Below are 18,286 nucleotides of genomic sequence, written 5' to 3'. Positions count from 1 at the left end.
CCGCCGCGCCGGCCGTTCGCGGGTCGGGCGCGGTTGGCGTAGCCGGTGCCGGAGCAGAGGGGCGGCCCGGGTGGGCCGGAGGGAGATCGAGTGCGATGTGCCTGAGACGTGCTCAGTGACCACGCTCGTTGCGTGACTTGAGTGAAGCCGGCCGGCCCGCGGGGTGAAGTGCCGGGGCCCGCGGGGTGAGGTGCCGGCCGCCGGTGCCGCGCCCGTGGGGCAGCCCCGGCGGACGCCGCCTCAGCGGGCGGACGGGGAGCCGGTGATCCCCGGCCGGCCGGGGCACCACGGGCGCGGCGAACGTTCACCGCTGCGGCCCGGGAGGGCCGTATGGGGTACCGGCAGCACCTGGGACGCCGGTATGGCCGGGAGTGTCCGAAGCGTCGGCATCCCGGTTTCTCCCCTCTTGCGGCCCATCATCCCGGTAAGCGGAACGCCCGCTTCACCAGGGCTTCGGGGGCGCGGGGGGCGGACTTCGGCCATGGGCACCCTGGGCATCGGCCACTTGCGGGGTAAGAGACAATGGAGGCTCTGTCAGGGCGGGTTGTATGAGGGGACGCATGTCGGAGACGGAGCGGGCGGGAACACCCCGTCAGGAGACTCGTCAGGACAACGGCGAGCGGCGTCTCCTCGCCGGGCGGTACCGGCTGGGAGACGTGCTGGGCCGCGGCGGCATGGGCACGGTCTGGCGCGCGGAGGACGAGACCCTCGGCCGGACGGTCGCCGTCAAGGAGCTGCGGTTCCCGACGAACATCGACGAGGAGGAGAAGCGGCGCCTGATCACGCGCACCCTGCGCGAGGCCAAGGCGATCGCCCGGATCCGCAACAACAGCGCGGTGACGGTCTTCGACGTGGTCGACGAGGACGACCGGCCGTGGATCGTCATGGAGTTGGTGGAGGGCAAGTCACTCGCCGAGGTCATCCGCGAGGACGGCCTGCTGAAGCCGAAGCGCGCCGCCGAGGTGGGGCTCGCCGTCCTCGACGTGCTGCGCTCCGCGCACCGCCAGGGCATCCTGCACCGGGACGTGAAGCCGTCCAACGTGCTCATCGCCGAGGACGGCCGGGTCGTGCTCACCGACTTCGGCATCGCGCAGGTCGAGGGCGACCCGTCCATCACCTCCACCGGCATGCTGGTCGGCGCCCCCTCCTACATCTCCCCGGAGCGCGCCCGCGGCCACAAGCCCGGACCGGCGGCCGACCTGTGGTCGCTCGGCGGTCTGCTGTACGCGGCGGTCGAGGGGGTGCCGCCGTATGACAAGGGCTCGGCCATCGCCACGCTCACCGCGGTGATGACCGAGTCGCTGGACGAGCCGAAGCACGCGGGACCGCTGCGGGACGTCATCTACGGCCTGCTGACCAAGGACCCGGCCCAGCGGCTCGACGACGCCGCGGCCCGGGCGATGCTCAACGCGGTGATCCAGGCGCCCGAGCAGGAGCCGATGGACGCCACACGCGTGGTTCCGCTGCCGGCGCAGCCGGGTCCGCCCGACGGCAAGCGTGCCGAGGAGGCCGGGGAGAAACTGCGCGGGGCGCTGCGTTCGGTCCGCAAGGCGGCCGGCGCGGCGGCGTCGCGGCCGAGGACCACGAGCGAGGCGGCGGCCCCGGCGGCCGGCGGCGCGGCTGCCGAGGCGCGGTCCGCCTCGGCCGGACCGGCGGCCGCCGGTCCGGCCGGGAAGCCGGCCGTTCCCGCGAAGGGTTCCGGATCCGCGCCGGACCGCGGTCCGGCCAAGCGGAGTTCCGGCTGGCCCGTGGTGCCGCCGCCGGACCTGGACCTGCCGCCGCGGCCGGTGCCCAGGGCACCGCTGACCGACGTGGTGCCCAGGCGCACGCTCGTCATCATCGCCGTGATCGTCGCTCTCGCGGTGCTCGGCACCGTGCTCGCCCTCACGCTGGGCGGCGACGACAAGAACGCCGGGAACAACGGCGCCAAGGCCGCGGCGAGCGCCGGCGCGTCCACCAAGGAGGACAGGAAGACGGGCGGTGGCACGGCCACCGGGAAGCGGACGGACGGCGCGAGTGCGGCACCGGCCGGCACCGGGTCGGCCCCGGCCACCGGGCCGGACTCCGGCGCGAGCCCGTCGGCCGACGACTCCGGCACGTCCGGCGGGAAGGACGGCGGCAAGGACGCCGGCAAGGACGGCGGGAGCGCTCCGGCGGTCTCGACCCGCAAGAGCGGCCAGGGTTACTCGATCGGGCTGCCGAAGGGATGGCAGTACCGGACCACCGGAGCCGCCGGCGACCGCTACACCGGGCCCGCCGGACAGAAACTGCTCGTCGCCTGGACCGGCACGCCCAAGGGCGACCCGGTGGCGGACTGGAAGAACCAGGAGCGCTACATGGTGCGCTCCCAGTACCACAAGATTCGCATCGAGAAGGTCGGCTACCGCGGCTGGAACACGGCCGACTGGGAGTTCACCTACGACGAGGGCGGCACCGGGTACCGCACGATCGACCGTGGCTTCGTGGTGAACGACCACCTCGGTTACGCGCTGATGTACACCGCGAAGGGCGCCGACTGGCACGGCGATCTGCGCAAGGACACCTGGAAGACGCTCACGAAGTCCTTCACGCCCAAGTCGTAGGCGGGGCGCGCCGGTTTGGTGCGCGAGAATCCGTCATCCACTCCGTGCGGGTTGCCTCCGGCACGTATCGTGAATGGTCGCGGACCGTACGCAGCCGCAAGCGTGTGCGAGACGGGCCGTACGACGGACGGAAGTGACGGAACTCGGGCGGCCGGGGGAGGCCAAGTGGACGACTACGCGGGTCGGGTGCTCGCCGACCGCTACCGCCTGCCACTCCCGCCGTCCGACGCGTACGAACTCACCGAGACCCGCGCCTTCGACACCTACAGCGGTCAGGAGGTCCTGGTCCGGCAGGTCCCGCTGCCGGAGGTCGTCGAGGCCGAGGTCCTCGACGCGGAGGGGCTGCCCGAGGGGTTCACCGCACGGGAGCGCGCATCCCGCCGGACGCCCGAGGCCAGGACCGCCACCCGGCAGCCCGCCGACCCGGCGGTGCGCCGTGCCGTCGAGGCGGCGCAGGCCGCCGCCCGTATCCCCGACCACCCGCGTCTCGACCAGGTCTTCGACGTGTTCGCCGAGGGCGGGTCGCTGTGGATCGTCAGCGAGCTGGTGGCCGCGCGCCCGCTGGCCGCCCTGCTCACCGAGGCACCGCTGTCGCCGTACCGGGCGGCCGAGGTCGCCTCCGACGTCCTCATGGCGCTCCGGGTGCTGCACGCCCACGGCTGGGTGCACCGCAACCTCACCGCCCGCACGGTCCTCGTCTGCGACGACGGCCGCGTGATGCTGACCGGTCTCGCGGTCGGCGCGGCGGAGGAGGCACTGTGCGGGTACGACCCGGTGCCGGTTCCGGAGGGGTTCACGGCGGGCGGGACGGACGCGGGGGACGGACGCGGGGGCGATGTTCCGGGAGGCGTGCGGGACGCGGGAACTCCCGGCGTTCCCGGAGTCCTCGGTGTGCCCGCGGTCTCCGGCGGTTCCGGGGGCTTCGCCGGGGCCGGTCCGGGTGGTGGGCCGGCCGCGGGGGCCGATCCCGAGGCGGCGCGCCGGGCCGCCATCCAGGCGCGGGCTGCCGGCGGGCTGCCGGACCCCGGGACCGGCGAGGTGACCGGTGCCGGTGCGTCCGGGCCGGCGGGGCAGCGGGCCCTGGAGAGCGGGGCGGACATCCGCGCCGCCCGGGCCGGGGCCATCGCCGCCTACCGTGCGGGCGCCCGGGCCGCCGCCCGGGTGCAAGAGGCCCAGCAGAACGGGCGCGCCGCCCTGCCCGCGGCCCGTCCGCCGACCGAGGCAGGGACCGGTGCCCGCCGAGCCGACGACCCGGCGCCGTCGCCGTACGCCTCGGAGACGGGCAGCGCGATGCCGTCCGAGCGGATGGCCGACCCGTACGGAGTGCGCGGCGCCCCGTGGCACGGCGCCGCGCGGCGCACCGGTCCGGGTGGTACGGCCCCGGCCCCGGGCGGCGGAGCGCAGCGGCCCGGGTTCCCCCCGGGGGAGCCGGGACACGCGCCCGTGCCGGGACAGGGACACGGCCCGGGACGGACGCCGGACCCCGATCCCGGCAGGTACCCCGGCGCGGTTCCCGGCCCCGGCCGTCACGGGGAACCCACCGCCGTTCCCGGCCCCGGCCGGCACGATGAGCACTCCGCGCTTGCCGGCCGGACGGGCGTGGCCTCCGGTGTCACCGCGTCGTCGGCCGCCCGTTGGGACGAGGGCGATGTCGTGCGGCGCGGGCCCGCTACGGCGTTGGCCGCGGAGCGGGCCCGGCAGGTGCGGATGACCGTCGTGGGGCCGGTGACCGAGCGGTGGGCGCCGGAACAGGCCGGGCCCGTGCACGAGAACTGGCAGCTGGCGGCGCCGATCGGCCCGGCCACCGACCTGTGGGCGCTGGGCGCGCTGCTGTTCCGGGCGGTGCAGGGGCACGCGCCGTACCCGGAGGAGTCGACGGCCGAGCTGGTCCAGCTGGTCTGCGCGGAGCCACCCGCCTTCGCCGAGGAGTGCGGCCCGCTGCGGCCGGTCGTGGAATCGCTGCTGCGTCAGGACCCCACCGAGCGACCCGAGACCGAGGAGCTGAGCGGCTGGCTGCGGTCGCTGGTGCGCTCCGCGCCCGAACCGGACGCCGGCATCCACGTCGTGCCCGTGCCGCCCGCCGACCCGCGCCGGCTGCCGATCGTCCGGCGCCGCGGCGAGCTGGTGCGCCGGCGCCGCGCCGGGCTGCCCGCGGCCCATCCGCACGGCCGGCACAAGCGGGGCCGGGAGGGCGCCCGTTCGCCGCGCAGCCTGGGCCGCACCCTGCTCCTGCTGATCCTGCTCCTGCTGGCCGGCGTGGTCGCCTACGCGCTGCTCTTCATGCCGAAACAGGGTCAGAGCGGCGCGGCGGATCGTGGCCGTACCGGGGCCGCCGGGCAGACCGGACCCGTGCCGTCCCGCTCCGCGGAGGCGTCGGCCGGGCAGGGCGCACCGGACGGCGGCGCCTCCGCCTCCGCGCCCGCGACCGAGACGCAGACGGGCGGCGACTCCGCCGTCGCCGACGGTTTCACCCTGCGCAAGGACCCGGACGGCTTCCAGGTCGCCGTCGCCGAGGGCTGGCACCGCACCCCGAAGAACGGCAGCGGCCAAGTGGTCTACACGCACGGGAACTTCGAACTGATCGTCGTACCGGGACGCGACGGAACCTCGGCGTTCGGCAGTGATCCGATGGTCTATCAGCGGGACAAGGAGCGCGAACTCCAGCCGTACCGGGACTCCAGCTGGGCCACGGCCACCGGGCTGCGGACCATCGAGGTGGGCGGACGGACGATGGTGGAGGGGCAGTTCACCTGGACCGACGGGCAGGGGCGGGACCTGTTCGTGCGGAACATGGCGCTGCTGCTGAACGGGCGTTACCACGTCATCCAGGTGCGCGGCCCGGAGGCCGAGCGCGACAAGGTCACCCGGCTGTACGAGCAGGCCACCACGACGTACCGGCTGAGTGGTTGAGCAGGTCACGGGGGCGTACCGCTGAGCGAGTTGAGCAGGTCATGGACGGGCGTACCCGGAAGGCACAGCCGCTGAGCGGGTCGCACCGGCCGTACCGGTGCGACGGCCGAGCGGGCCACCGCCACGTACCGCCACCGCACTTGAGCGGTCCGTGTGGCGGCTGGGCGGTGCGGAGGGATTCGGGCACGCGTGCGGGGGCGTCAACCGTCACAGTGCTGTCACCTTGGCACCCCGCCGGTTCCCTGCGGGCAGGCCGGTCCTTAATCTGGGCCTGTCAAGAGCATTGCGGGGCAACGTGAATCAGATGCAGGGCCTGCTCATAGCGGGCCGCTACCGGCTCGCCGACTCCATCGGCAGCGGCGGCATGGGCCGGGTGTGGCGCGCCCACGACGAGGTGCTGCACCGGCAGGTCGCCGTCAAGGAGTTGACCGCCGCGCTCTACGTCTCCGACAGCGACCGCGCCGTCCTCCTCGCCCGTACCCGGGCCGAGGCGCGTGCCGCCGCGCGCATCAACCACTCCGCCGTCGTCACCGTGCACGACGTCCTGGAACACGACGGCCGCCCGTGGATCGTGATGGAACTGGTCGAGGGCAACTCGCTGGCCGAAGCGGTCAAGGAGCGGGGCCGCATCGAGCCGGCGGAGACCGCGCGGATCGGACTGTGGGTGCTGCGCGCGCTGGGCGCCGCGCACTCCGCCGGTGTGCTGCACCGGGACGTCAAGCCCGGCAATGTCCTCCTCGGCGAGGACGGCCGGGTCCTGCTCACCGACTTCGGCATCGCCCAGATCGAGGGCGACTCCACCATCACCCGTACGGGTGAGGTCGTCGGCTCGGTCGACTACCTCGCGCCCGAGCGGGTGCGCGGCCACGATCCCGGCCCGTCCTCGGACCTGTGGGCGCTCGGCGCCACGCTGTACACGGCCGTCGAGGGGCGTTCGCCGTTCCGGCGCACCTCGCCGCTGAGCACCATGCAGGCGGTCGTCGAGGAGGAGGCCGACGAGCCGCGCCACGCCGGTCCGCTCGGGCCGGTCATCGCCGCGCTGCTGCGCAAGGACCCGGCGCGGCGCCCGGACTCGGGCGAGGCGGAGCAGATGCTCGCCGAGGCGGCGGAGGGCCGCCGGCCGCGCTCGGCACAGGCGTTCGTCCCGACCCGGAGCTCGGGCGTGCGCCCGGACAGCGGTCACGGCCCGGACGCGGCGGGCGGGCGCTACGACTCCCGGTCCCCGGCGGGCGGTTACGGCTCCGCACCGACCGGCTCCGGTTACGGCCCCGCACCGACCGGCTCCGGTTACGGTCCCGCACCGGCAGGCCCCGGCTACGGCTCCGGGGCGGGCCGTCCAGGCCACGGCGCGGGCACAGGCGCGGGCCGTTCCGTGACCGGCCCGAGGGCGACGGCACCCACCACCGGCGCACCCACGTCCGGCACACCCATGTCCGGTACAGCCACAGGCGGTACGACCACGCCCGGCGGGCCGACGGCAGGTGTGGTCACCATGGTGCAGCAACCCGCAGGGGGCGGGGCGGGCGGCGGGCCCCGCCGCCGGCTGCGCACCCTCGCACTGGTCGTGGCCGTCGCGGCGGTGCTCGGCGGTGGAGCGGCGGCGGGCATCCAGTGGTGGAGCGGGATGGAACAGGACACCGGGACGAGCGGCGACTCCAGCCCGGCTCCGCAGCCGTCCGTGAGCGGCAGCGGCACGCCCGGCTCCTCCGGCACGGTCCCCGCCGGCTGGCGGACGTACCACGACCCGCTGGGCTTCAGCCTGTCCCTGCCCAAGGGCTGGACCCGCAAGGTGTACGGCATCCAGGGCGACCTCAAGCAGGTCGACTACACGCCCGACGGCGGCAGGCACTTCGTCCGCATCGCCATCGACACCGCGCCGGACTACGCCAAGCCCCTCTCGCACCAGGAGGACCTCGAGCGGCAGCTCCAGCGGCTGGTCGACTACCGGCGCGTGACCATGAAGGAGAACATCTACCGCGACCGCGACGGCGCGTTGTGGGAGTACACCTGGACCGCGCTGAAGAAGGACCCGCCCTACGTCGCCGGGCCGCGTCACGCCGTGGAGGAGACGTACTTCTCGCGCGAGGGCACCGAATACGTGATCTACATGTCGTCGCCGGCCGCCGACTGGGCGACGACCGGCAGGCAGTTCCCGTGGGTGCTGCGGAGCTGGCAGCAGCCGAACGGGGGCTGATCCGGGCGCCGCGGACGCGCGGCGGGGGCCGCGGACGGCCGAAACAGGCAGGCTGTGCGGCGTGGCTTGGCCGGTCGGCGCCCCGGGGGGTACGCCCCTGGTGCGGCATGATGGGGCGCATGGGGACCGAGGGAGCCGGCTTCCGGCTGATCGCGGGCCGTTACCGCCTGGAGGAACGCATCGGGCGCGGCGGCATGGGCGTCGTCTGGCGGGCGAGCGACCAGGTGCTGGGCCGGCACGTGGCGGTCAAGGAACTCCTGCCGGACGACGCGCTCCCGGACGACGACGCGCGCCGCCGCCGGGACCGGACGTTCCGCGAGGCCCGCGCGGTCTGTCAGCTGCGGCACCCGCACATCATCGTGGTGCACGACGTGGTGGAGCAGGACGAACGACCCTACCTGGTCATGGAGTTGATCGACGGCGGTTCGCTCGCCGACCGGATCGCCAGGCACGGCCCGGTCGACGCCGTCGAGGCCGCGCGGATCGGCATCGCCCTGCTCAGCGCGGTGCGTACGGCACACGAGGCAGGAGTCCTGCACCGGGACATCAAGCCCGCGAACGTCCTGCTCGAGTCCGGCACCGACCGGGTCGTCCTCACCGACTTCGGTATCGCCCAGGTCGAGGGCGCCACGACGCTCACCGAGACCGGCTCCTTCGTCGGCTCGCCCGAGTACACCGCGCCGGAGCGGATGTCCGGGCTGCGCACCGGCCCGGAGTCCGACCTGTGGTCGCTGGGCGCGCTGCTGTGCACGGTGCTCAGCGGCGAGTCGCCGTTCCGGCGCGACTCGCTCGGCGGCATCCTGCACGCCGTCGTCGCCGACGACATCCGGCCGCCGGCCCAGGCCGCCCCGCTGCTGCCGGTCGTGCTGGGTCTGCTGGAGCGGGACCCCGACCGGCGGCTGGGCGCGGCGGACGCCGAGCAGATGCTGGGCGCGTACCTGGAGACGGGCCGGACGCCGGACGCGCCGGGCGGCCAGGGCGCGGCGGGGAGCACGCACGGCAGCGGGCGCCTCCACCGCATCGCGGGCGGCCGGACGCCGAGGCCCTCCGCGCACCACCCGCCGCCCCAGTGGGACCTCCCGCACGGCGGGTCGCCGCCGTACGCCTCGCCCCCGCCGTCGGGGGAGGCGCTCCCGGCCAGGTCGTCGCCGCGCGGTGTGCTGGTCGCGGCGCTGCTCGTCGCCGCGCTGGCCGGGGCGGGCGTGTCGGCCGCGGCGCTGCTGCTGCACCGGGACGGGGGCGGGGGCGGCGGCACCCCGGGCGGTACGGCGACGAGCCCGGCCACCCGGACCGGCACGGGAGGCACGACCCTGTCCCCGTCGGCACCCGCCACCCGGCCGACGCCGTCACCCACCCGCTCACCCACCCCGACGACCGCCTCCACCGCACCCCGCCCGACCGCAGCCGACTCGCACAGCGCGCCGTCCGGTTACCGCGCGGCCCGGGACCCGGCCGGCTTCTCCCTCGCCGTTCCGGAGGACTTCACCCGCAGCGCACAGGGCGAGCGGGTCTTCTACCTCTCACCGGGGGAGACCTTCCGCCTGGGTGTCAAGGTCGGCGCACCCCAGCCGGGCGGCCCCACCGGGGTGATGAAGCGGTCGGCCGCGAACGGCGCCTCCACCAACCCCGGCTACCACGACGGCCGGGTCACGCGGACCAGGCACGCCGGACACCCGGCCGCCTTCTGGGAGTTCACCTGGGACGGTTTCAGCGCGGCGGAGGGCCCGCGCCACACCTACGACCTGTGCTGGGAGGAGGGCGGGCGGCTGTACGACGTGTGGGTGTCGGCGCCGGTCGGCAGCGTGCGGGAGGCGCGGGAGTACTTCGACGTGGCCGTCGACACCTTCTCGGTCACGGATGGGTGACCGGCCCGCGTTCCCTGACGGGCAGCCCGCACCGGCGCCGGACGCACGGTTCCGGCCGCCCGCTTCGACAAGGCCCTGGTGCGCACGGTACTCATGTGCCATGACCGAAGACGGCGAACTCCCGCTCGACGCACGCCTGATCGGCGGTCGCTACCGGCTGGCCGGACGCCTCGGATCCGGGCCGGCCGGCACCGTCTGGCGCGCCCGCGACGAACAGGGTGGGCGCCTGGTGGCCGTCAAGGAGCCGGTGCTGCCCGGCGATCCGGCCACCGACGAGGAGAGCCGGCGCGCCGCGCACCGGCTCCGCCACGAGGCCCGGGCCGCCACCCGGGTGCGGCACCCCTCCGCCGTGACGGTGTACGACGTCGTCACCGAGGACGGCATCCCCTGGATCGTGATGGAGCTGGTGGCGGGCGAGTCCCTGCGGGAAGTGCTGCTCCGTGGCCCCCTGCCGCCGCCCGAGGCCGCCCGCATCGCACTGGCCGTGCTGGGCGCGCTGCGCGCCGCCCACGCCGTCGGCATCGTGCACCGGGACGTCAAACCGGCCAACGTGCTGCTGGAGTCCGGTACCGGGCGGGTCGTCCTCACCGACTTCGGCATCGGGGACGGGCACGCGGACGAGTCGCCCGCCGGGTTCGTCGCCCCCGAGCGGGCGGCGGGACCCGGTGCCGGCCCGGCCTCCGACCTGTGGTCCCTGGGCGCCCTGTTGCGTGCCGCCGTGGGGGACACGGGCCCCGGGCCGCTGGGGCCGTTGGGCCCGCTGCTGGAGAGCCTGCACGCCGGGGAGCCGGCGGCGCGGCCGGACGCCGAGGAGGTCGCCGCCGTACTCCACGACTACCTCGGCCTGCCCCCCGGACCGGAACCCGACCGAGCGCCCGCCGCCCCGAGTCAGGACCCGGCACCCGCCCCCGCCCCTGACCCGGCGCCCGCGGCCGACCCTGCCACCGCGCCCGCGACCGCCCCGTGGCGCGCGCCCCTGTCCGCACTGGGTCTCCTCCTCGCGAAGAAGACCGAGACCGACTGAGGGGCGCCCACTCGACGCCCTGATCAGCGCATTCGCTGCCAGTGATCACTGGCAGGTTGTGTGTACTCCGTGAATCCCCGTTACCGACGGGTACACAAAGCTTCCGCCGCGGCATACCCTGCGCGTCATGACGGACACCCAGGCCCCGGACATCGCCGGTACCAACCCGCTCGCGCCCGCTCCCCAAGGCGTCCGCACGGCCGCCGACGTGGTCACCCCGGAGCTGGTGGCCCAGCTGACCAAGGGGGTCGCCGGCACCGGCCGTACCACCAACCACACCCCCCTCACCGGCGAGAAACTGGCCGACCTGCCCGAGTCCACCCCGGACGACGTCCGCGGAGCCTTCGACGCGGCCCGTGCCGCGCAGGCCGTGTGGGCGAAGGTCCCGGTACGGCAGCGGGCCGCCGTCCTGCTCCGCTTCCACGACCTGGTGCTGGAGCGACAGGCCGAGGTCCTGGACCTGATCCAGCTGGAGACCGGCAAGGCCCGCCTGCACGCGCACGAGGAGGTGCAGGCCGTCGCCGTCGCCGCCCGTCACTACGGCCGCCGGGCCGCCGCCTACCTGCGCCCCAAGCGGCACGCGGGGGCCGTGCCCGCCCTGACGCAGGTCACCGAACTCCGGCACCCCCGCGGGGTCGTGGGTCAGATCGCCCCCTGGAACTACCCGCTCGAGCTGTCCGTCGGCGATGCCCTGCCCGCCTTCGCCGCCGGCAACGCCGTGGTGATGAAGCCGGACACGGAGACCTGCCTCACCGCCCTGTGGGCGCGTGACCTGCTCGTCGAGGCCGGGCTGCCCGCCGGCGTCTTCCAGGTCGTCCTCGGCGAGGGCCCGGTCGTCGGACCGGAGCTGGTCAGGCACGCCGACTACGTCTCCTTCACCGGTTCCACCCGCACCGGCCGCGAGGTCGCCGTCGGTGCCGCCGCCCGCCTGGTCGGCGTCTCCCTCGAACTGGGCGGCAAGAACGCCATGCTGGTGCTGGACGACGCCGACATCGAGAAGGCCGCCGCCGGAGCCGTCCGCGCCTGCTTCTCCTCCGCCGGCCAGCTGTGCATCTCCATCGAGCGGCTGTACGTCCACGACTCCGTCGCCGACGCCTTCCTGGAGCGCTTCGCCGCCCGCACCCGGGCCATGCGGCTCGGCAGCGCCCTCGCCTACGGCGCCGACATGGGCTCGCTGGCCGGCGAGCGGCAGCTGAAGACCGTCGAACGGCATGTCGAGGATGCCGTCGCCAAGGGCGCGAAGGTGCTCGCGGGCGGGGTGGCCCGCCCCGACATCGGCCCCTACTTCTTCGAACCCACCATCCTCGACGGCGTCGCGGACTCCATGGCCGTGTGCGAGGAGGAGACCTTCGGCCCGGTCGTCTCCGTCTACCGCTTCACGACCGACGACGAGGCCGTCGAACGCGCCAACGCCACCCCGTACGGCCTCAACGCGTCCGTCTGGACCAGGGACGCCCGCCGCGGCCGGGACGTCGCCTCCCGCCTGCGCACCGGCACGGTCAACGTCAACGAGGGCTACGCCCCCGCCTACGGCAGCGTCCAGTCACCGATGGGCGGCATGAAGGACTCCGGCCTTGGCCGCCGCCACGGCTCCGAGGGCATCCTCAAGTACACCGAGGCCCAGACGGTGGCCCGGCAACGGCTGCTGCCGATGGCGCCCTCGCTGGGCATGACGGACGAGAAGTACGCCGCCTTCATGACCACGAGTCTGCGGCTCATGAAGGCATTCCGGTTCCGGTGAGCCCGGCGCAGGGGCGCGGGGCCGCATCCGGCGGGCGCCCCCGCCGCGCGAGCGCGACAGACCACGGACGGCCCGCACGCACACTCGACGAGGAGACACCCGTGCCCCAGGACGCATACGACTACGACGTCCTCATCGTCGGCTCAGGCTTCGGCGGCTCGGTGTCCGCCCTGCGCCTCACCGAGAAGGGATACCGGGTGGGCGTCCTGGAGGCCGGCCGCCGCTTCACCCGCGAGGACCTCCCGCGCAACTCCTGGGACCTGAGGAACTACCTGTGGGCCCCCCGGCTCGGCTGCTACGGCATCCAGCGCATCCACCTGCTGGGCAACGTGATGGTGCTGGCCGGCGCGGGCGTCGGCGGCGGCTCGCTCAACTACGCCAACACCCTCTACGTACCGCCGAAGGCCTTCTTCGACGACCCGCAGTGGCGGGACATCACCGACTGGCAGGAAGAGCTGAAGCCGTACTACGACCAGGCCCAGCGCATGCTCGGCGTCCGGATCAACCCCACCATGACCCCCTCCGACGTCCACCTGAAGGCGGCGGCCCGGCGGATGGGCGTCGCCGACACCTTCCACCTCGCCCCGGTCGGCGTGTTCTTCGGCGACGGCAAGGACGCCGACGGCAAGGTGAAGGCCCAGCCCGGCGGGCAGGTGAACGACCCGTACTTCGGCGGTGCCGGCCCCGACCGGAAGGCCTGCACCGAGTGCGGCGAGTGCATGACCGGCTGCCGGCACGGCGCGAAGAACACCCTCAACGAGAACTACCTGTACCTCGCCGAGAAGGCGGGCGCGGTCGTCCACCCCATGACGACCGTCGTGTCCGTCACGGACGACTCGCGGGGCGGCTACGCGGTGACGACCCTGCCGACGGACCGGAAGAAGAAGGGCGACGGCCGGACCTTCACCGCCCGCAGGGTCGTCCTCGCGGCCGGCACCTACGGCACCCAGACCCTGCTGCACCGCATGAAGGCCGGCGGCCAACTGCCGTACCTGTCCCGCCGGCTCGGGGACCTCACCCGCACCAACTCCGAGGCGCTGGTCGGCGCGCAGACCGACAACCGCCGCTATCACCGGGCCACCGGCGCGCCACGGGCCGACTTCACCCGGGGCGTCGCCATCACCTCCTCGATCCACCCGGACGCCAGCACCCACATCGAGCCGGTCCGCTACGGCAGGGGTTCCAACTCCATGGGCAGCCTGTCGATCCTCCAGGTGCCGTACGCGGAGGGCTCCTCGCGCGTGCTGGCCTGGCTGGCGAACGCGGCCCGGCACCCGATGCTGGTCGCCCGCTCCCTGTCCAACCGGCGCTGGTCGGAGCGGACCATCATCGGCCTCGTCATGCAGTCGCTGGACAACTCGCTGACCACGTTCCTGAAGCCCGGCGGTGTCGGCAAGGGGCTGCTCACCGCCCGCCAGGGGCACGGCTCGCCCAACCCCAAGCAGATCAGGGCCGCGACCGAGGCCGCCTCCGCGCTCGCCGCCGAGATCAACGGCTTCGCCGGCAGCAACGTCGGCGAGCTGATGGGCACCCCGCTCACCGCGCACTTCCTCGGCGGCTGCCCCATCGGCGACTCCGCGGAGACGGGCGTGATCGACCCGTACCACCGCCTCTACGGCCACCCCGGCATCTCGGTGGTGGACGGCGCCTCGGTCTCGGCGAACCTGGGCGTGAACCCCTCGCTGACGATCACCGCGCAGGCCGAACGGGCCATGTCGTTCTGGCCGAACAAGGGCGAGGAGGATCCGCGTCCGGCGCCGGGAGCGGCGTACGAGCGGCTGAAGCCGGTGGAGCCGCAGAACCCGGCGGTCCCCCCGGAGGCGTTCGGCGCGCTCCGGCTGCCGTTCCTGGGGATGCCGGCGATGCCGCCGAAGAAGTGACCGGATCGGCGCGGACGGCGCGGTCAGGCGCGCCCCGCGGATGAACGGCGCGGAGGGACCTGCCTCCCCCTCCGAAGGCAGGTCCCTCCGCGCCGTTCGTCGATCCCGCAGGTTTGATCAGCGAGAAGGCCGAAGGGTTGCTCCGGAACCACAAGGTTCCCGTGTGACCTGAGTCACGTGTGCGCCGCGGTCCGGTCGCGGGCACGACGAAGGGGCCCCGCGGGACGGAGAGGCCGGGCCCGTGTGCCGGTGTGCGGCTCCCCGTCGGGACGAACTCAGATGCGACCCCGGCACAGCTCCAGCAGGGTCATGGCGAGGGAGGTGCCCGGCCTGCCGAGCGCGTCGCGGTAGCGGCCGAGGATCTCCATCTCGCGGGACAGGTTCACCCGCCGGCCGCCGGAGGCGATCCGGGACTGCTGGACGACGGCGGAGACGGCCATCCGCTCCTGGACGAGGCCGATGATGCGGTCGTCGAGCACGTCGATGCGCTCCCGGGCGTCGGTGATGACCGTTTCCGGGCTGGTCGCGTGCGGGCCGGAGGGGGCGGTCGCGTGCGGACCGACGGCGGTCGCGTGCGGGCTGGTGGTGGTCATGTCGGGCTCCTCGGTCGGGAAGAGGGATGCCCCGGAACGGCAGAACCCGGAAAACGACAGGCGCCCCGGGCCTTGTCGGCCCGGGGCGCCTGGGAAGTTGCTCGGCGGTTCGCTCAAGCAGCACGACCATGGCAGCCGGCGGGCCCGGTGCCATAGGTAAAGACGAAGATCACGTGCTGGAGCATGGCGCCAGTATGCCACGGGCCCGGTACAGAGGGAGCCTTCCCGGCCACCCCGTTAGACTCGGTAGCACAGACCCCCGCCCGACCACCAGAAGGCACCCCGTGTCATCAGCGACTCACACTGCCGCCAACCCCGACACCGTTCTGGTCGTGGACTTCGGCGCGCAGTACGCCCAGCTCATCGCCCGTCGCGTCCGCGAGGCGCGGGTCTACAGCGAGATCGTGCCGAGCACCATGCCGGTCCGGGAGATGCTCGCCAAGAAGCCCGCGGCCATCATCCTCTCCGGAGGCCCCTCGTCGGTGTACGAGGAGGGTGCCCCCCGCCTCGACCGCGAGATCTTCGAGTCCGGCGTCCCCGTCTTCGGCATGTGCTACGGCTTCCAGCTGATGGCGCAGAGCCTCGGCGGCACCGTCGACAACACCGGAGCCCGCGAGTACGGCCGCACCGACCTCCAGGTCTCCCGGGCGTCCTCCACCCTCTTCGAGGGCACCCCGGCCGAGCAGCACGTGTGGATGTCGCACGGCGACGCCTGCTCCGCCGCGCCCGACGGCTTCACGGTGACCGCGTCCACGGACGTCGTCCCGGTCGCCGCCTTCGAGAACGACGAGAAGCGGCTCTACGGCGTCCAGTACCACCCCGAGGTCATGCACTCCACGCACGGCCAGCAGGTGCTGGAGCACTTCCTGTACCGCGGTGCCGGCCTGAAGCCGGACTGGACCACCGGCAACGTGATCGAGGAGCAGGTCACCGCGATCCGCGAGCTGGTCGGCGACAAGCGCGTGATCTGCGGTCTGTCCGGCGGGGTGGACTCCGCCGTCGCCGCCGCCCTCGTCCAGAAGGCCATCGGCCACCAGCTCACCTGCGTCTACGTCGACCACGGCCTGATGCGCAAGGGCGAGACCGAGCAGGTCGAGAAGGACTTCGTCGCGGCCACCGGCGTCCAGCTGAAGGTCGTCGACGCCGAGGAGCGCTTCCTCACCGCTCTCAAGGGGGTCACCGACCCCGAGGAGAAGCGGAAGATCATCGGCCGCGAGTTCATCCGCGTCTTCGAGCAGGCCCAGGCCGAGATCATCGCCGACGAGGGCCCGGCCGTGGAGTTCCTCGTCCAGGGCACCCTGTACCCGGACGTCGTGGAGTCCGGCGGCGGCACCGGCGCCGCGAACATCAAGTCGCACCACAACGTCGGCGGGCTGCCCGAGGACCTCGAGTTCAAGCTGATCGAGCCGCTGCGCATGCTGTTCAAGGACGAGGTCCGCATGGTCGGCCAGGAACTGGGCCTGCCGGAGGAGATCGTCCAGCGCCAGCCGTTCCCCGGCCCCGGTCTGGGCATCCGCATCGTCGGCGAGGTGACCAAGGAGCGTCTCGATCTGCTGCGCGAGGCCGACGCCATCGCCCGCGAGGAGCTGACCGCGGCCGGCCTCGACCGCGACATCTGGCAGTGCCCGGTGGTGCTGCTCGCCGACGTCCGCAGCGTGGGTGTCCAGGGAGACGGCCGCACCTACGGCCACCCGGTCGTGCTGCGCCCGGTCTCCTCCGAGGACGCCATGACCGCCGACTGGTCCCGGCTGCCCTACGACGTCCTCGCCCGCATCTCCACCCGCATCACCAACGAGGTCCGGGACGTCAACCGGGTCGTGCTCGACGTGACCTCCAAGCCGCCGGGCACCATCGAGTGGGAGTAGTCCTCCCCACGTCCTAGCTCCGCCGGAGAGTGCGCACCGGCTCTCCGGGCTTCCATATCCGGGTGACCAGATATGTGTCGTCCTCGACGGAGGTCCGTACGACCTCCGTCAGCTCGGTGCGGAAGAGGTGGAACGGCTGCGGCGGTTCCACCTCTTCCACGTAAGCGGCCTTCGCCGCGCCGTCCTCGACCTCGTACGCCCGCCCGCTGATCCGCACATCCCCACCGCCCATGCCCGTCCCCTCCCCGGGGTTGGCCTGAAGGGCGAAGCGGGGGTCGCGGCGCAGGTCGAGGGACTTGAGGGAGCCCGGCATCATGCCGAGCCAGAGTTCCCCGCCGAGAAAACGGACCTCGAGGCCGGACGTGCGGGGGGAGCCGTCCTTGCGGAGGGTCACGAGGACGTGGTGCCGGTACGCGCCGAAGCGCTTCTCGGTGGTCGCCGCCAGTCCGGGTGCGGCGGTGCTGAAAGCTGCCCAGTTCATACGGGCCAGCTTCGCCGAGAATGCCGACATCCTCTGTCGGGTATCCGCGGCGTACGGCATCTTCACACGACGGCTCTGCTCTTTTGCGCCGGCCGAAGGTAACTTCCGCCCGTACCGCAATCCCAGTGCTGGAGGACCTATGCACGGGCCCAAACCGCCCCTGCCGCTGCCCACCGACCAGCTTCGGTTCGCCATGCCGCCCATGCACGAGTCGGCCGAGGACGAACGCCGGCACCGCAAGGAGCGGCTCGCGGGCGCCCTGCGGATCTTCGGGCGGGCCGGCCTGGAGGAGGGGGTGTCCGGCCACATCACGGCCCGCGACCCCGAGTTCACCGACTGCTTCTGGGTCAACCCCTTCGGGATGCCGTTCCGGCACGTCACCGTCGGCGACCTCGTCCTCGCCAACCAGGACGGGCAGGTCGTCGAGGGCCGCTACCACGTCAACCAGGCCGCCTTCACGGTCCACGCCCAGGTCCACGCCGCCCGTCCGGACGTCGTCGCCGTCGCCCACTGCCACTCCGTGCACGGCCGCGCGCTCGCCGCCCTCGGTGACCTCATCGACCCCATCACCCAGGAGAGCTGCGCCTTCTACGAGGACATCGCCCTGTACGACGCCTACACGGGTGTCACCGTCGACGCCGGGGAGGGCCGCCGGATCGCCGCCACGCTCGGCTCCCGCAAGGCGCTCGTCCTGCGCAACCACGGACTGCTCACCGTCGGCGACTCGGTGGACGCGGCGGCCTGGTGGTTCCTGTCCCTGGAGCGCTCCTGCCAGGTGCAGCTGATGGCGAAGGCGGCGGGCCGGCCGGTGCTCATCGACCACAGGCTGGCCGTCGCCACCCGGGAACAGCTCGGCGGCGACCTGGTGGCCTGGATCAACTACCAGCCGCTGTGGCAGGACATCAGCCGCAGCGAACCGGACCTGCTCAGCTGAAGCCCCGGCACGGCCGCCTCCGTCACCACGGACTCCCCCGGCTGGATGATCCCGGCCGTACGGCAATGTGCGCAGCCGAGTCAACACGGTGATCCCCGCTTCACCCGCGGCGCCCCCGGACCACGGCCCCCGAAGCCCCGATGTAGGGCACAATTCGCTGTCGACAATGGGCAGTTGCCGGGCGGTCGCGCGCACCGCGCGGGCCGGCGGCCATGGC

At 73.7% G+C, this 18,286-nt stretch carries 11 protein-coding genes; 9 read left to right on the top strand and 2 right to left on the bottom strand.

Going from position 1 to position 18,286, the window contains the following annotated elements; all coding sequences use genetic code 11:
* The first annotated feature begins 560 nt into the window (after positions 1-560).
* From ACF1BE_RS24280 to ACF1BE_RS24250, 7 genes are all read left to right on the top strand, one after another.
* Positions 561-2,582, top strand: a complete 2,022-nt coding sequence (locus ACF1BE_RS24280) for a serine/threonine-protein kinase (protein WP_392201119.1) — start codon at positions 561-563, stop codon at positions 2,580-2,582.
* Between the two features lie 165 nt (positions 2,583-2,747).
* A complete protein-coding gene (locus ACF1BE_RS24275) occupies positions 2,748-5,492 on the top strand; it encodes a protein kinase (protein WP_392201118.1) in 2,745 nt (914 codons plus the stop codon).
* Positions 5,493-5,796: 304 nt separating this feature from the next.
* Positions 5,797-7,686, top strand: a complete 1,890-nt coding sequence (locus ACF1BE_RS24270; protein ID WP_392201117.1) for a protein kinase — start codon at positions 5,797-5,799, stop codon at positions 7,684-7,686.
* 119 nt (positions 7,687-7,805) lie between these two features.
* A complete protein-coding gene (locus tag ACF1BE_RS24265) occupies positions 7,806-9,551 on the top strand; it encodes a protein kinase (RefSeq protein ID WP_392201116.1) in 1,746 nt (581 codons plus the stop codon).
* Positions 9,552-9,651: 100 nt separating this feature from the next.
* The gene (locus tag ACF1BE_RS24260) at positions 9,652-10,575 is read left to right on the top strand and encodes a serine/threonine-protein kinase (protein ID WP_392201115.1); all 924 of its coding nucleotides are present in this window, start codon (positions 9,652-9,654) and stop codon (positions 10,573-10,575) included.
* Positions 10,576-10,702: 127 nt separating this feature from the next.
* Positions 10,703-12,316, top strand: a complete 1,614-nt coding sequence (locus tag ACF1BE_RS24255) for a succinic semialdehyde dehydrogenase (RefSeq protein WP_392201114.1) — start codon at positions 10,703-10,705, stop codon at positions 12,314-12,316.
* A 101-nt stretch (positions 12,317-12,417) separates the two neighbouring features.
* Positions 12,418-14,196 (top strand): GMC family oxidoreductase N-terminal domain-containing protein, encoded by a 1,779-nt coding sequence (locus ACF1BE_RS24250; RefSeq protein WP_392201113.1) that lies wholly within the window; start codon positions 12,418-12,420, stop codon positions 14,194-14,196.
* Positions 14,197-14,471: 275 nt separating this feature from the next.
* Here ACF1BE_RS24250 and ACF1BE_RS24245 read toward each other — a convergent pair whose 3' ends face one another.
* Positions 14,472-14,789 (bottom strand): chorismate mutase, encoded by a 318-nt coding sequence (locus ACF1BE_RS24245; protein WP_392201112.1) that lies wholly within the window; start codon positions 14,787-14,789, stop codon positions 14,472-14,474.
* Positions 14,790-15,073: 284 nt separating this feature from the next.
* Here ACF1BE_RS24245 and guaA point away from each other — a divergent pair, with 284 nt between their 5' ends.
* Positions 15,074-16,654: a glutamine-hydrolyzing GMP synthase gene (gene guaA / locus ACF1BE_RS24240; RefSeq protein ID WP_392201111.1), complete on the top strand. Its 1,581-nt coding sequence runs from the start codon at positions 15,074-15,076 to the stop codon at positions 16,652-16,654.
* Between the two features lie 13 nt (positions 16,655-16,667).
* Here the strand turns inward: guaA and ACF1BE_RS24235 are convergent, their stop codons facing one another.
* Positions 16,668-17,135 carry a pyridoxamine 5'-phosphate oxidase family protein gene (locus ACF1BE_RS24235; protein ID WP_392201110.1) on the bottom strand — a complete coding sequence of 156 codons (468 nt, stop codon included), beginning with the start codon at positions 17,133-17,135 and terminating at the stop codon, positions 16,668-16,670.
* A 139-nt stretch (positions 17,136-17,274) separates the two neighbouring features.
* Between ACF1BE_RS24235 and ACF1BE_RS24230 the strand changes: the two genes are divergently transcribed.
* Positions 17,275-18,069 carry a class II aldolase/adducin family protein gene (locus tag ACF1BE_RS24230; protein ID WP_392201109.1) on the top strand — a complete coding sequence of 265 codons (795 nt, stop codon included), beginning with the start codon at positions 17,275-17,277 and terminating at the stop codon, positions 18,067-18,069.
* Positions 18,070-18,286: the final 217 nt, after the last annotated feature.

It is taken from the genome of Streptomyces sp. NPDC014991 (assembly GCF_043080665.1).
In the GTDB taxonomy this organism is placed as follows: domain Bacteria; phylum Actinomycetota; class Actinomycetes; order Streptomycetales; family Streptomycetaceae; genus Streptomyces.
The sequence above is the reverse complement of the archived record's forward strand: the minus strand, read 5'-3'. Positions and strand labels throughout refer to the sequence as shown.